Source organism: Heliomicrobium sulfidophilum (assembly GCF_057715735.1).
Map to the genome: position 1 here is coordinate 22673 of NZ_JBVTZZ010000001.1, position 14772 is coordinate 37444.

The following is a 14772-nucleotide window of genomic DNA, read 5'->3' on the forward strand; positions in this document are numbered from 1 at the left end:
CGGCAGCCAAAAATCATCGCAACGAACACGGCAGAGCGATACGTAATCGCAGCGATCAATCATCGCAACGAAAAATCATCATTGCGGAGAATCACTATACATGACATCAAAAAAACGGCTTGACGTCCGGCTTGTGGACGACGGGCTGGCGACAACAAGAGAAAAGGCGCGCGCCGCCATCCTGGCCGGGCTCGTCCAGGTCGATGGCCAGCGGGTGGACAAGGCGGGAACGCTCATCGCCGACAGCGCCACGGTCACTGTGACTGGCGAGGCGTGCCCCTATGTGAGCCGTGGAGGGTTTAAGCTCGCCAAGGCGCTTGAAGTATTTCCCCTCGATTTAACAGGCCGGACGGTCATCGATGTGGGCGCTTCAACGGGCGGTTTCACTGATGTAGCGCTGCGTAACGGGGCGGCACGGGTGATCGCCGTTGATGTGGGCTACGGCCAGTTCGCCTGGTCGTTGCGCAACGACCCGCGGGTGCGCTGCCTGGAGCGGACGAACATCCGCCATCTGACGCCGGAGGCGCTCGGGGAAACGGCCCAAGCGGCCGTCATCGATGTGGCCTTCATCTCGCTGGAAAAGGTGCTGCCGGCAGTGGCGGAGTTGCTCGACGAGCCCGGCCATGTGATGGCGCTAATCAAACCCCAGTTCGAGGCCGGTCGTGAGAAGGTGGGCAAAAAAGGGGTCGTCCGCGATCCCCAGGTTCACCGCGAGGTCATTGAGCGGCTCGTCCGCTGGGCCGCCGAGCGGGGCTGGAAGGTGCTTGGCTTGGACTTCTCGCCGATCACCGGGCCGGAAGGGAATATTGAGTACCTGTTCTTTTTGCAAAAACCGGATGATCAGGGCAAGACGACTATACCTCCTGCCCCAGTGACTGCGTTGCCCATATCCCCCGAGACCATCGCCGCTCTGGTCCGTCGCGCCCACGAAACGGTGGGCAACCCGAACTGAGAATAACCGATCAAGAAGGGACCCGGCGGGGTCCTTTCTTTTTCCGTTCTCTGCCGTCGAAGGCAGGACTCGTTTCAAGGCATGTAGAACAATTTCTTGATGGGAGGGTCGGCGTTGCCCGATTCATTTACCTTAGACTGGACCCTCCTGGCGATCGTCATCGTCGTGGCTGTCATCGCCGGCGCGCTGCTTTTTTCCTATCTATATAAGGCCTATCTGCGCTGGCTGGCCTGGTGGCGCCAGCGGGCCGGGCGCATTGGCGAACAGCAGGCGGCGAAACTGCTCAAGCGCGAAGGGTTCACCGTCCTGAAGGCTCAACCGTCGGCCCGCATGGTGATGCGTGTCGATGGTGCGCCTGTGAACATCCATGTGCGTGCTGATTATATGGTGCAGCGAGGCGGCAAAACCTATGTGGCGGAAGTGAAAACAGGCGAACGGGCGCCGCGACCCACCAATGGCGACACGCGGCGGCAACTGTTGGAATACTCCTTGATTTATAAGGCCGACGGGGTGCTTCTGGTTGATATGGCCGCCCAGAAGATCCACCGCGTTGAATTCGAGTTTTAGCAGGCGGGCCGCCTTTTCGAGGGAAAGGGCGCCCAGCCTGTCCGATTGTTCGCAGGAGTGAGGAGGGGTCTCGTGCCAACGGTAGGTGTCGTGCTCAATGACGACAAACCTCAAGCCCTCGACGTGGCCGCTCAGATGGCCAGGTGGCTCTCTGAGCGAAATGTGCCCATGGGGATCCCGCTGACCCGCGTGGCGGAATTGGTTCATTCGCCGTCGCCGGAACTGCGCGACCGCCTGGCCCAACTGGATCTGATCGTCGTCCTGGGAGGCGACGGGACGCTGTTGAATACGGCCCGCCTCGTTGCGCCCTACGGCATCCCGGTGGTGGGCGTCAACCTGGGGCGTCTCGGTTTTCTCACCGAGGTGGAGGTATCTGAGCTTTTTCCGGCCCTTGAGCGGATCATCGACGGCGATTACCGCATCGAAGAGCGGATGATGCTGGAGGCGCGCCTCCTCCGGGAAGGCGTGGAGCAGACGCCCTATTTCGCCCTTAACGACGTTGTCGTGACCAAGGGCGACCACCCGCGCATGATCCGTGTGGAGGCCGCCATCGGCGATGAGGTCGTCTGGACTTACTCTGCCGATGGCTTGATCGTTTCGTCGCCGACTGGCTCGACAGCCTACTCCCTCTCGGCTGGCGGACCCATCGTCTCGCCGGAACTGCATGCCCTGCTGATCACCCCCATCTGTCCCCATGCACTCGACGCCAGGCCCCTCGTCATCCCGCAAGACCAGGCGGTTCGCCTGACGGTCATCTCCTCCCACAGCCATGCCGTGGTCACTGTTGACGGGCAGCCGGGGCAGCCGCTGGTCTGCGGGGACAGCGTCCTGATTCAGAAGGCGGCGGTCGCCTGCCGGTTGATCCGTTTGGGCGAACGCACCTTTTTCCGCATCCTGCGGGAAAAAATGCAACAGGGGAGGTAAAGGATGAACTCCCTCACATCGGCGGTGGAATGGTCCCGCCGTTTTCTGGCCGAGGCGCTCGGCCCCGGCGATTTTGCCATCGACGCCACCGCCGGCAACGGTCATGACACCCTTTTCCTGGCCCGGCAGGTGCTGCCTGGCGGCGCTCTGTTAGCGGTCGACATTCAAGCAGCGGCGATTGACGCCACGGCCCGGCGGCTTGCCGAGGCGGGCTTTGGAGAATTCATCGAGATCCATCACTCAAATACAGCTTCGCCAGAAACCTCTTCTCTGGAAGAGAACAATCAGGCGGTTGCGCCGGATCGCCCCATCCGCCTGATCCGGGGCGATCACAGCCAACTGGGACGGCTGTTACATGGATACAATAAAAATCCCAAGGTCGCCGTCTTCAACCTGGGCTACCTCCCCGGCGGCGATCATGCGCTCGTCACCCAAGCGGCATCGACGGTCAGCGCCCTGGACGCCTTAGCGGAGGCGCTGGCCGAGGGCGGTCGCCTGGTCGTCGTCGTCTATGTGGGCCATGCCGGAGCGGAAGCGGAAGTGGCGGCTGTCGACGACTGGTGGCGGCAGTTGCCGCCGCAGCGCTGGGACACGGTGGCCGTCCAGTTTCCCAACCGGACAGGCCGTCCGCCCTATGTGCTGGTGGCCGAGAAAAAAGGGGTTCAAAGGCGGGTGCCATCGACGTGAAGAGCAGGCGTCAGCGAGCAATATTGGAGATCATCGGCGCCGAAGTGGTCCAGACACAAGATGAACTGGCCCAGCGGTTGCGCGAGCGGGGCATGGAGGTCACCCAAGCCACCATTTCCCGGGACATCAAGGAACTGGGCCTGATCAAGGTGCCTGTCAGCAAGGACGAGTCGCGCTATGCGCCGCCGTCGGAAGCGGCTCAGTTGCCGCAGGCGCCGGACCGGCTGCGCCGCCTGTTGCGGGACACGGTGACCCATGTCGATTCCAGTTTGAACATCGTCGTCATCCGTACCCTGCCGGGACATGCCCATGCGGTGGCAGGCGCCATCGACCACAGCCACTGGCCCGAGGTGCTCGGGACCGTGGCCGGCGATGACACCATTTTTATCGTCGTCAAACCGGTCGAGGCGGTGGAGGCTTTGATGGCCAAGGTCCAAGGCTGGGTGGAATGAAGGACGGGCGGGCAAAGGGGGGAGAGCGGTGCTGGAACGGTTGCGCGTGGAGAACTTTGCGCTGATCGAAGAGGCGGAACTGGAATTGTCGCCGGGGATGAACCTCCTGACTGGCGAGACCGGCGCCGGCAAGTCGCTGGTCATCGATGCCGTCGGTTTGCTGATCGGCGGCCGGGCGACGGCCGATGTGGTCCGCGCCGGCGCTGACAAGGCCCGCATGGAGGGGCTCTTTCGGCTGCCGGAGGGGGATGGCGGCAAGCTGCGCAGCGAATTGGAGGAACTGGGCGTCGAGATCGAAGAGGACGACAGCCTGCTATTGACGCGCGAAATCGGCAAAGGCGGCAAGAGCGTCTGTCGTATCAACGGCCGTAGCGCTCCGCTGTCGCTCTATCGCGAGGTGGGCGGGCGGCTGATCGACCTGCAAGGACAGCATGAGCAGCAGTCGCTGATGAACTCGCGCAAGCACCGGCTCCTCCTGGACCGCTTAGCCGGCAGCGACGGCGAAAAGGCGCTGGCAGCTGTGGAAGCGGCCTACCGGGCGTTGGACGCTGTCGAAAAGGAACGGGAGCGCTTGCAGCAGGGCGAGCGGGATCGGATCCAGCGTCAGGATATGATCGCCTTTCAAGTCAATGAGATCGATGGCGTCCAGTTGGCGGAAGGCGAGGAAGAAGAACTGGAGCAGGAGCGCAAACGCCTGCAGAACATGGAAAAATTGACGGATAAAGCCAGCGCCGCCTATGACGCCCTCCTCGGCGGACAAGCGGGCGGGGCCTTGGAACTGCTCGACCGGGCCCGCACCGCCGTCGAGGAGGCAGCCGCCTTTGATCCGGCCCTGGCCGCCCTGGTCCAGAACCTGGAGGCGGCTTACTACCAGGCCGAGGATGCCGCTGAGCGGCTGCGCGACTACCGGCAGGACCTGGAGTATCAGCCGGACCGGCTGGAGACGGTCGACGATCGCCTTGACGCAATCCGGCGTTTGAAGCGAAAATACGGCGGTACGATCGCCGAGATCCTCGAATACCGGGAGCAGATCGCCCGGGAACTGGAGGAACTGGAACACCGCGACGAACGGATCGCCGAACTGCAGGCGGAAGAGGAACGGCGACGGAAAGCCTATCAGGACGCAGCGGCGAAACTGTCGGTCCTGCGCAAGAAAATGGCGGCCAAGCTGGAGACGTCGATGGCTAAGGAACTGGCCTTTCTCGGCATGAACCGGGCCAAGCTGGCCGTGCGCCTCGACGATCGTCTCGAGCCCTCGGCGACTGGTGCTGAAGAGGTGGAGTTTCTCTTTACGCCGAACGTGGGCGAACCGCCCAAGCCGCTGGCCAAGATCGCCTCCGGTGGCGAGACGGGGCGGATCCTGCTGGCCTTCAAGACCCTCCTGGCCCGCGTGGAAGGCATCCCGTCGCTGATTTTCGATGAGATCGACGCTGGCATCGGGGGACAAGCCTTGCAGGCGGTGGCCCAGAAGATGGCCGAGGTGGCAGAAGCCGTTCAAGTGATCTGTGTCACCCATGCGCCCCAACTGGCCGCCTACGCCGACAGCCATTTCCGGATCATGAAGACTGTTCGCGGCCAGCGGACGATCACCAAGATCGAGACCCTGGATGAGGATGAACGAGTGAAGGAACTGGCCCGCATGCTCGGCGGCGACCGGGCGAGCGCGCTCACCCACAGCCATGCTCGGGAGATGTTCGCCCAGGCGAAGAAGACTTCCTAAAAAGAGATCTACAGAATCCAAAAAAGAAACGTTTTAAAAAAAGAAGCTTCCTGGTAAAAAGCGACCCTGCCGATATGACGGCGGGGCCGCTTTTTTTCGCCTGCTGATTGGGCTTCCTGGCAGGCGGTTTCGGGATACCCAAGGGTTTTCGGGATAACCACGGCTTAGCGATCGCTCGGCAGGATACGGGCAGCCGATTGGGGAGAAAGTAGAGACGCCCCGATGAAAAGGCGCTCCAGAAACCGGGAACGAATCGAATTGACGGGCGGCGTCCGAGGCAAAAGAACCTGTTGGACGGGCCCTGAAAGAATTACTCTGAGGAGGTGGCGGATGGCAAGAGAACGGTTGAAACGGTGCATCGGTCTGCTCCTGGCCCTGTCGCTGATTGCCGGAAGCCTCACCGACGAAGCGCTGAGCATCTGGCTGACCCCGTCGCAACTGCGCACGACCGTCGGTGAGGAGATACCCATCAACAGCATGTTTCCCCAAAACATGCTGCGGCATGTCACCCTGGACCTGCGACGGATGAATATGGCCGCTTTCCAGCGGTCACCGGAATGGACCCCTGACGAGTTTCCCGGCGCCATCCCCGTCACTCCGGCCAATGCGACCGAACAGCCAGGCCGGCTCGACATCAGCCTTCGCCTTTTAGGCTGGATTCCTTTGAAACACATCGTCGTCGACGTGCTCCCGCCGATGCAACTGCTGGCCGGCGGCCACTCCATCGGGGTGCTCCTGCACTCACAGGGGGTGATCGTCGTCGGGCAAGCACCCATCACCGATGAACAAGGCAACAAGCGCTACCCCGGGAAAGATGCCGGGATCCAGGTGGGCGACGTGATCCACAAGGTGAACGGCCAGCCGATCAAGAGCGACGCCGAACTGGCCCGCGCCATCGACGAGGCGGGGCGGGCAGGCAAAAAAGTGGAGATCGAGACCTCCCGCAACGGCCAGACGAGCCTCGTTGCCGTGGAACCGGTCCGCTGCGCCGAGACGAAGCGCTTTCGCGTCGGCCTCTATGTCCGCGACCGCGCTTCCGGTGTGGGCACCCTCACTTTCTACGAGCCGAAGAGCAAGACCTATGGCGCGCTCGGCCACGTGATCAATGACGCCGATACAAACCAGCGCATCGACGTCGCCGAGGGCCGCATCATCCCTGCCCAAGTCAAGTCGATCCAGCAAGGCAAGCGGGGCGCGCCTGGCGAGAAGGTCGGCGTCTTCCAGGAAGAGGATCCCCCCTTCACCGGCACGATCCAGCACAACACGACCGTCGGGATCTTCGGGCGCTTAGAGGGCAGACTGAGCAACCCCCATTACCCCGACCTGCTGCCCATCGCCCTGTCGGCGCAGGTGCAGGAGGGCCCGGCGGAGATCATCACCGTCGTCGAGGGGGACAAACTGGAACGGTTTCAGATCATCATCGATCGGGTCATGCCCCACCGCACGGACGGGAAAGGCATGGTCATCCGGGTAACCGACCCGCGGTTGCTCAACATCACCGGAGGCATCATCCAGGGGATGAGCGGCAGCCCCATCGTCCAGAATGGAAAGATCGTCGGCGCGGTGACCCACGTCTTCATCAACTCACCGTCGACGGGCTACGGTGTGTTGATTGAGAAGATGCTGGAAGAGGCCGGTCTCTGGAAACCAGGAAACCAACAGGTAGGTGCTCTGCCAAACGGCAGAGCATTTACTTGATACCCCTTATGGTCTTTCGCGGTTTTTTTGCGACGGCTTTACCAACTGATTACGTCAAAATCAGCGCCCTTCTTCTGTGTTCTTTATTTTTTTTACCATCTTTCATTCAGATTCAAACGAGAATCCAAAGAGTTTCCTCATTATCCGAAAAACCAAAGAGACGGAAAACAGCCAATATGGTAATTAATGTCAATATTTACCGTTTTATTGCGAACGATTTTACCTTCCGGTCAGAAGGATATCCAAACGACTTGTCGAAAAGCTAAGTGCAGTGAAAATGCTGGGAGGCGGGACAAAAAATGTTAAAGAACATTCGATTGATTATAGCTGATGATAACAAAGAGTTCTGTGATATTCTTCGAGACTACATATCTCAACAAGAAGACATGGAACTGGTCGGTGTGGCCAATAACGGCCAGGAAGCGCTGAAGCTGATTCAACAGGAAGAGCCTGATCTGATCATCCTGGACATCATCATGCCCCACATGGATGGCATCGGCGTCCTGGAATGCATGGCCGGCATGGCCTTGGCGAAGCGTCCGCGGATCATCATCCTGACGGCCTTCGGCCAGGAGTCGATGACGCAACGGGCCGTCCAATTGGGAGCGGATTACTATATCCTCAAGCCCTTTGATCTGGAAATCCTTGGCAACCGGATCCGCCAGCTCACCAACGGCAGCACCCCTGTCAGCAACCCCCAGCCGTCGCCGCCGCCAGTCATCCGCCCGCGCAACATGGATGTGGAAGTCACCAACATCATCCATCAGATGGGTGTACCGGCTCATATCAAAGGCTACCAGTACCTTCGCGACGCCATCCTGATGGTGATCAACGAGGTGAGCCTGCTGGGGGCGGTCACGAAGGAACTCTACCCCATGATCGCCCAAAAGTATACGACGACGCCCTCCCGTGTGGAACGAGCCATCCGTCACGCCATCGAATTGGCCTGGGACCGGGGCAATGTAGAGATGATGTCTAAGTTTTTCGGCTACACGATCAACCTGGAACGGGGCAAGCCGACCAACTCCGAGTTCATCGCGATGGTGGCCGACAAGCTGAGGCTGGGACAGAAGGTTGGGTAAGAGGCGCTCTTTTTCTTCTCTCGGTCTGATTTTATTTATTCGAATTTTTTGTTATTTAATCTCGAAAAATGTAAAGTTTTACGTAAAGCGAGTCAAAACGAATCGGCTCGCTTTTTTAATTCTAAAGTCCGGTTTTGCACCTGAGATTGTGAAAATGAAGAAGGAGAAAAAAAGTCTGTGGCGAATAAAAGATTTAACAAAGGTTCGAAAAAAATAACGATATGGACATCATGAGGGAGGTCTGCAGCCGCTATGTACAACCGACTGAAGCTAGCACCGAAATTCATCCTGGGCATGGTTCCCTTACTGGTGGTGATGGCTGTGGCGATCACCATCCTGCCTGACATGTTTGTCAGGGCGGCTGAACGCAACAAGATCCAGGAATCGAAAGCGATTGCGGAACAACAGGCCAACCTGCAGACCTTCTTGGCCAAACATATCACGGGGGAGCGCCCGGACGACCCCAACTTCACGATAAAATATACATCGGAAAAGTACCGGAATGCCAAGGATGCGCCCGACTCCTGGGAAAAACAGATGCTCCAGAAGTATGTCCAAAACCCCAAACTGGAGGAGTACTCAGAGGTGCTCGATTCCAATGGTGTTCGCGTTCTTCGCTACAGCAAGCCGCTCTTCATCCAGGATGCTTGTCTGGCTTGCCACGGCGAACCGAAAGGCCAGTTGGATCCCTTCGGGCATGAAAAAGAAGGCTACAAGGTGGGCGAGTTCCGGGGCGCCATCAGCGTGGCGGCGACGTTAGAAGGGCTGTCAAAAGAAAAGGTCGCCTTGATCAACACCGGTGTGACCCTCATCGCGCTCATATTGACCGTCATCGTCATGTATATCATGGTGCAGAAGTTCATCGGCCGCCCCCTTGAAGACATCGTCGCCTCTGTCAAGGGATTGTCTGATGGCGACTTGACGACGCGGGTCAAAGACAGTGACAGCGCCGATGAGATCGGGGAACTGACCAGCTTGTTCAACCAGATGATCGAGAATCAGGCCAAGATGGTGGGCACTGTACATAAAACAGCAGTGGAACTGGCTGCTTCCTTCGATAAAATCGCCGTTTCGAGCGAGCATGTGTCCAGAGCCGCTTCTGAGGTGGCCGACAACATTCAACATGTGGCTCGCGATGCCAGCACCGGCAATGAGTCGATCGCCGCTGCTGCCAAGATGCTCCATGATCTTTCTGAACTGATCGGTGCGGCCAAAGAACAGGCCTTGGCGGCTGCGGAAAAGTCCCGTTTGACCTCGCAGGCTGCGGAAGTCGGTAAGGATACGATCAACGAAACCGTCGTCTGCATGGAAAAAATCAAACATAAGACGATGGAAACGGAGGATCACATCGGCACCCTCAGCGAATACTCTCAGCAGATCGGCATGATCACCGACACCATCACCAGCTTGGCGAACCAGACGAACCTGTTGGCTTTGAACGCCGCCATTGAGGCGGCTCGGGCTGGCGAGATGGGCAGGGGCTTTGCCGTCGTTGCTGATGAGGTCAGGAAGCTGGCCGAGCAGTCGAACCGCGGTGCCGGCGAAGTGGCAGCCCTTGTCCGGAAGATCGCGGATAGCACCGCTGCCGCCGTGAAGGCGATGCAGCAGAGCCGGTCAGAGGTGGAACAAGGCGCCTCTGTCGTCAATAAGGCCGGTGATGTGCTGGAGGACATCCTCAAAGCGGTCACCGATACGGTCCGCGATGTGGAGGCAATCGCCGCCATGACGGACCGGGAGGTGGAAAACTCTAATCGCATGGTCGAGGTAATCCAGTCGCTGCACCAAGTGATCGAAAATACGGCTGCCAACGCCGAGGAAGTTGCCGCATCGACAGAGGAGACTTCAGCGGCAATGGAGACCATCGCGAACAGTGCTGAACTCGCCAACGTCATGGCCGAAGATCTGAAAAAGACTGTCGGCAGGTTCAAGATCTGATCGCTTTCCATATCCGCCGATGATGAGGCAACCGGGCAAAAGGCTCCCGGTTGCCTTTTTTAGGATTACGCCGCTGTTGTATACTGACCGGGAAGAGGGAAACGGGAACCAGACGGCGAAAGATTGAACAACGTGTTCGGTTGACCTTCCCCGGAACGGGGAGGGGGCGGGAGGATATATATGCGCAATAGTCATCCCGAATATTCCCTGTATGCCTTTCTTCGGGCTGGCGCGGTTACAGCCGCGCTGGTTTGGACCGTTTTTCATCCCGAGCCGGTGGTCCGCCAGCGACTGTTGCCTGCGCTATTGCTCTTTGCCATTTACAGCGGAGCGCTCTATCTCCTGATTTCCCGGATGCCCAGGCAGGAGAACCGGTTTTACGCCGGCGCTACTGTCCTCGATCTCCTCAGCATCACCGCTCTGATCGGGGAGACCGGTGGGCGCAGCGACAGCCTCTTTTACCTTGCCTACATCCTCCTCGTGGCGGCCCGCAGCGTTCAGTTGGGCCTGCGGGGGGGCCTTTTAACGGCCCTTGCCGCCGCTGTTTTCTTTATATCGGTCACCTTGGCGACGCAACGCTACTGGGGCGACCTTTGCCTGCAAGGGGGCATGTTGCTGGCGACGGCCTATATGGCCGGCTACCTGGCCGATTACATGCGGCGAACCCGACGGGAACTGGAACGGAAGGCTGATGAACTGACGGCGTTGACAGAAGTGACCCGCACGGTCAATTCCTCGATCGAACTGCCTCAGGTCTTGCCTGCCGTCCTTGAACTGTTGGCAACAGTGATGAAGGTGGATGCCTGCGCCGTTCATATCCTCGATGAACAAGGACGCTTGCAAGCTGTCGCCTGTCAGGGCTTTCCGGCCCTGGAGCAGGAACGTTTGCCTGTCGACCGGTGCTTCATGGGGAAAGCGGTCCGGACGGGCGCTCCGGCCCTCTATTATGGGGACCAACATACAGACGATGCTTGTGAACCCCTGTTTCGCGCCCAAGGTTTCCTTTGCGCCCTATCGGCGCCCCTCAACAGCGGTAGCCGGACCATGGGGACGCTGACCGTCTTCGCTTCCGAATCGAATGTCTTCGCCTATGATGAGATTGAGTTGATCTGTGTGCTGGCGGCTCAGGTGGGCAACGCCATTGAAAACGCTACCCTCTATAAAAAGCAAAAAAACCTCTATCTGGCTGTTGTACAGGCCTTTGTGGCAGCCATCGACGCCAAGGATTCTTATACGCGAGGCCACTCGGAGTATGTTTACCGCTATGCCCGGCGCACCGCCGAGCGGATGAATGTGCCGTCCGAACAGTTGGAACGAATCGCTACGGCCGCCCTGTTGCATGATATTGGGAAGATTGGTGTGAACAGCAACATCTTGCGCAAGCCGGGCGCCTTGAACGATGAGGAGTACGCCGAGATCAAGATGCATGTCACCATCGGCGAACAGATCATCTCTCAGGTAACTGATTTTCGCGATCTGGCGCCCATCGTGGCGGCCCATCACGAGTGGTATAATGGCAAGGGATACCCGGAAGGTCTATCCGGTGAGGCGATCCCTTTGGGCGCCCGGATCATCGCCGTGGCGGACGCCTTCGAGGCGATGACAGCCAACCGCGTCTACCGCAGGGCACTCTCGCGAGAACGGGCGCTTGCCGAGATCACCCGCTGCAGCGGCATCCAATTCGATCCCGCTGTCGTCGAGGTTTTTCTCCAACTGGCCCATGAGGGAAAGCTGGATGAGCCGATTGAGGCGATAGAAAGTCAAGTAGGGGAGTGTGTACGAGCTTGATCCAACGCGAACGCATCGTCAAGGAAGTCATGGAACTTTGCGCCATATCATCGCCAGGCGGCAAGGAGCGGGAGATCGCCGACCGGTTGACGGCGACGCTACGGGAAATGGGCTTGTCTGTCGTCGAGGATGACGCTGGCGCCAAAATCCCCGGCAACGCCGGCAACCTCTATGCCCGCCTGGAGGGAACGGTTCCCGGCAAGGCGCTCTATTTCAGCGCCCACATGGACACGGTTGTTCCCTGTGAACGCGTTCGCCCTGTCATCCGCAACGGCGCCATCTACTCTGATGGCACATCGGTGCTGGGGGGCGACGACAAGGCGGGGATCGCCGCCATCTTGGAGGCGATTCGGGTGATCCTGGAGACGGGAGAGCAACGGCCCACGATCGAGGTGGTTTTTTCCGTCCAGGAGGAGGGCGGCCTCAAAGGAGCCAAGGTTTTTGACACCAAACGCATCGAGGCGCCCATGGGCTATGTTCTCGACGCCGGCGGCCCCATCGGCCACATCATCAACGCCGCGCCCTTTCAAAACAACGTGGAAGCCATCCTCCACGGGAAGACGGCCCATGCTGGTTTTTGCCCCGAGGAGGGCGTTAGCGCCATCAAAATCGCCTCCCGGGCGATCCACAAGATGAAACTGGGGAGGATCGACGGGGAGACGACAGCGAACATTGGCACCATCAACGGCGGCACAGCGACGAATATTGTTCCCGAGCGGGTGACCATCGCTGGAGAGGCCCGAAGCATCGATGAAGCCAAACTGTCGAATCAGACACGCCATATGGTCGATTGCTTTGAACAGGCCGCCAGGGAGATGGGCGGACGGGCCGAGGTGAAGGTGACGAGGGTCTACCCCGGTTACCGCCTTCGTGAGAGTGACCCTGTAGTCGCCTTGGCCTTGAAGGCGGCTGTGGCCATGGGGGTTCAGCCCCGGCTGCTGCCGACAGGCGGCGGATCGGACGCCAATATTTACAACGGCGCCGGATTGCCGACGGCCAACCTGGCCATCGGCATGGAGAAGGTGCATACGAAAGAGGAGTATGTCCCCATCGATGCGCTGGTGGGTAGCGCCCGCTTCGTGTTGGAGATCATCCGCCAGGCAGTAAAGTAATTGTTTGGGGTTCGACTTGAAAGGAGCAGGCATGGAACACCTAAAAGAAAAAACCCTGGAAAGTGAGCGCCTGTTTGAGGGTAACTTCATCCGTCTTCGCAAGGATCGTGTCGTCCTTCCTAACGGCGCTACGTCGACGCGGGAGGTGGTGGAACACCCCGGCGCGGCAGCCATCGTTCCCTTGACGCCGCGCAAGGAAGTCGTCCTGATCCGCCAGTGGCGACACCCGATCAAAGAGGTTTCCATCGAGATCCCGGCGGGAAAGCTATCCGACGATGAAGACCCTCTGGAGTGCGCCAAACGGGAATTATCGGAAGAGACGGGCTTTTCGGCCCGCCGCTGGGATCCGCTGATCCAGTTTTACGCTTCTCCCGGTTTTTGCGACGAAGAGATGCACCTGTTCATCGCTCGCGATCTCTATGTTTCCGACGGCCGCCCTGATGAGGACGAGTTTGTGGAACCCCTGGTGGTTCCCCTTGAAGCGGCCCTGGAGATGATCGAGACGGGCGAGATCATGGATGCCAAGTCGATCATCGGGCTGATGAAGGCGGCCCAGTTGTTGGAACTGGAAGAGGCTTGATGCAAACCTATTACGGCGATTTTCACGTCCACCTGGGCCGCTCTGCTGATGGGCGGCCCATTAAAATTACGGCAGCCAGGGGCTTGACCCTGGAAGCGGCCCTCCGGGAAGGACAGCAGCGCAAGGGTCTCGACCTGATGGGGATCGTAGACGCCGCCTGCCCACCCGTCTTGGCCGATTTGGAAGGGCTTTTGCAGCGGGGAGAACTGGAGGAACTGCCCGGGGGCGGCTTCCGTTTTCACAGGGGCCTTGTCTTTTTGGCCGGGGCGGAGGTGGAGACTGAGGAGCAGCGCGGGCCGGCTCATTTTCTCGCCTTTTTTCCAACCCTGGAAGCCTTGCGCGTCTTTTCGCGGCGACTGGCTCGTTGGGTGACCAACCCAAACCTGAGTTCTCAACACTGTCGTTGCCGCGCCGCCCATATTCTAGAGGAGGTTGTCGCCCTCGAAGGGATCTTCCTGCCGGCCCATGCCTTTACGCCGCACAAGGGCCTCTTCGGCCAGGGGGTGGACGATGTGGCGGAGGCGTTTACTGACCGCCAATTGGCTCAGATTCCGGCGTTGGAACTGGGCTTGTCAGCCGATACAGCCCTGGCCGACCGGATCCCGGGACTGGGGGCCTTCACCTTCCTCTCCAATTCGGACGCCCACTCCCTGCCGAAGATCGCCCGCGAGTACAACGCCCTGGAACTGGCAGAGGCCAGTTTCCGCGAGTGGGCGATGGCGCTCCGCCGCCAGGAGGGCCGGCGGGTGGCGGCCAATTACGGCCTTGATCCCCGCTTGGGCAAGTATCACCGCAGCGCCTGCGTCGCCTGTGAGACGATCGCCGATGCGCCGGCGCCCTTTTTCGGACCTTGTGCCCGTTGCGGCGCTACCCGCCTGACGCCGGGGGTGCTCGACCGCATCGAGTGGCTGGCCGAACAGGGCAACCGGTCGCTGCGGCAGCCCGACGGTTCTTTTTCGGGGCGGCCGCCTTACATCCACCAGGTGCCCCTCGAATTCCTCCCCGGCGTCGGCCCCAAAGCGATGCAGAGGCTACTTGAACGCTTCGGCACTGAGATGAACCTGCTGCACCGGGCGACTGACGAAGAGATCGCTCAAATTGCAGGGCCGAAGCTGGCCAGGGTGCTGCTGGCGCATCGGCATGGCGAGATCGACTGGGTCCATGGCGGGGGCGGGCGGTTTGGCCGGGTAGAGGTGCGGTAAGAAAATACAAAACAAAAAGAAGCTGACCTCGCTCGCTGGCAGGGTCAGCTTCTTTTATAAAAAGCAGGAATAG

13 protein-coding genes are annotated in these 14772 nt (G+C 59.7%); all 13 read left to right on the forward strand.

Annotated elements, in window-relative coordinates:
* Window positions 1–100: 100 nt before the first annotated feature.
* The 13 genes from AC0CW1_RS00110 to AC0CW1_RS00170 all read left to right on the forward strand — a co-directional run bounded on the left by AC0CW1_RS00110 (window position 101) and on the right by AC0CW1_RS00170 (window position 14699).
* Window positions 101–952, forward strand: coding sequence for a TlyA family RNA methyltransferase (locus tag AC0CW1_RS00110; RefSeq protein WP_488181116.1), 852 nt, complete (start codon window positions 101–103; stop codon window positions 950–952).
* 114 nt (window positions 953–1066) lie between these two features.
* On the forward strand, window positions 1067–1519 hold the full coding sequence (locus tag AC0CW1_RS00115; protein WP_488181117.1) for a PD-(D/E)XK nuclease family protein: 453 nt from the start codon (window positions 1067–1069) through the stop codon (window positions 1517–1519).
* A 72-nt stretch (window positions 1520–1591) separates the two neighbouring features.
* Window positions 1592–2443, forward strand: a complete 852-nt coding sequence (locus AC0CW1_RS00120; protein WP_488181118.1) for an NAD(+)/NADH kinase — start codon at window positions 1592–1594, stop codon at window positions 2441–2443.
* A gap of 3 nt (window positions 2444–2446) precedes the next feature.
* Window positions 2447–3130, forward strand: a complete 684-nt coding sequence (locus AC0CW1_RS00125; protein WP_488181119.1) for an MnmM family RNA methyltransferase — start codon at window positions 2447–2449, stop codon at window positions 3128–3130.
* Window positions 3127–3582 carry an arginine repressor gene (gene argR, locus AC0CW1_RS00130; RefSeq protein ID WP_488181120.1) on the forward strand — a complete coding sequence of 152 codons (456 nt, stop codon included), beginning with the start codon at window positions 3127–3129 and terminating at the stop codon, window positions 3580–3582. Before AC0CW1_RS00125 ends, argR begins: the two co-directional genes overlap by 4 nt.
* A gap of 28 nt (window positions 3583–3610) precedes the next feature.
* Complete coding sequence (gene recN / locus AC0CW1_RS00135) at window positions 3611–5302, forward strand: DNA repair protein RecN (RefSeq protein WP_488181122.1); 1692 nt, start codon at window positions 3611–3613, stop codon at window positions 5300–5302.
* Window positions 5303–5632: 330 nt separating this feature from the next.
* Window positions 5633–7000 (forward strand): SpoIVB peptidase, encoded by a 1368-nt coding sequence (gene spoIVB, locus AC0CW1_RS00140; RefSeq protein ID WP_488181123.1) that lies wholly within the window; start codon window positions 5633–5635, stop codon window positions 6998–7000.
* Window positions 7001–7299: 299 nt separating this feature from the next.
* On the forward strand, window positions 7300–8082 hold the full coding sequence (gene spo0A, locus AC0CW1_RS00145) for a sporulation transcription factor Spo0A (protein WP_488181124.1): 783 nt from the start codon (window positions 7300–7302) through the stop codon (window positions 8080–8082).
* 252 nt (window positions 8083–8334) lie between these two features.
* On the forward strand, window positions 8335–10017 hold the full coding sequence (locus tag AC0CW1_RS00150; protein WP_488181125.1) for a methyl-accepting chemotaxis protein: 1683 nt from the start codon (window positions 8335–8337) through the stop codon (window positions 10015–10017).
* Window positions 10018–10197: 180 nt separating this feature from the next.
* Window positions 10198–11805, forward strand: a complete 1608-nt coding sequence (locus AC0CW1_RS00155) for an HD domain-containing phosphohydrolase (protein ID WP_488181126.1) — start codon at window positions 10198–10200, stop codon at window positions 11803–11805.
* Complete coding sequence (locus AC0CW1_RS00160) at window positions 11802–12917, forward strand: M20/M25/M40 family metallo-hydrolase (protein WP_488181127.1); 1116 nt, start codon at window positions 11802–11804, stop codon at window positions 12915–12917. The genes AC0CW1_RS00155 and AC0CW1_RS00160 overlap by 4 nt, the downstream gene beginning before the upstream one ends.
* Before the next feature lie 31 nt (window positions 12918–12948).
* The gene (locus tag AC0CW1_RS00165; protein ID WP_488181128.1) at window positions 12949–13497 is read left to right on the forward strand and encodes an NUDIX domain-containing protein; all 549 of its coding nucleotides are present in this window, start codon (window positions 12949–12951) and stop codon (window positions 13495–13497) included.
* Window positions 13497–14699 carry an endonuclease Q family protein gene (locus AC0CW1_RS00170; RefSeq protein WP_488181129.1) on the forward strand — a complete coding sequence of 401 codons (1203 nt, stop codon included), beginning with the start codon at window positions 13497–13499 and terminating at the stop codon, window positions 14697–14699. Before AC0CW1_RS00165 ends, AC0CW1_RS00170 begins: the two co-directional genes overlap by 1 nt.
* Window positions 14700–14772: the final 73 nt, after the last annotated feature.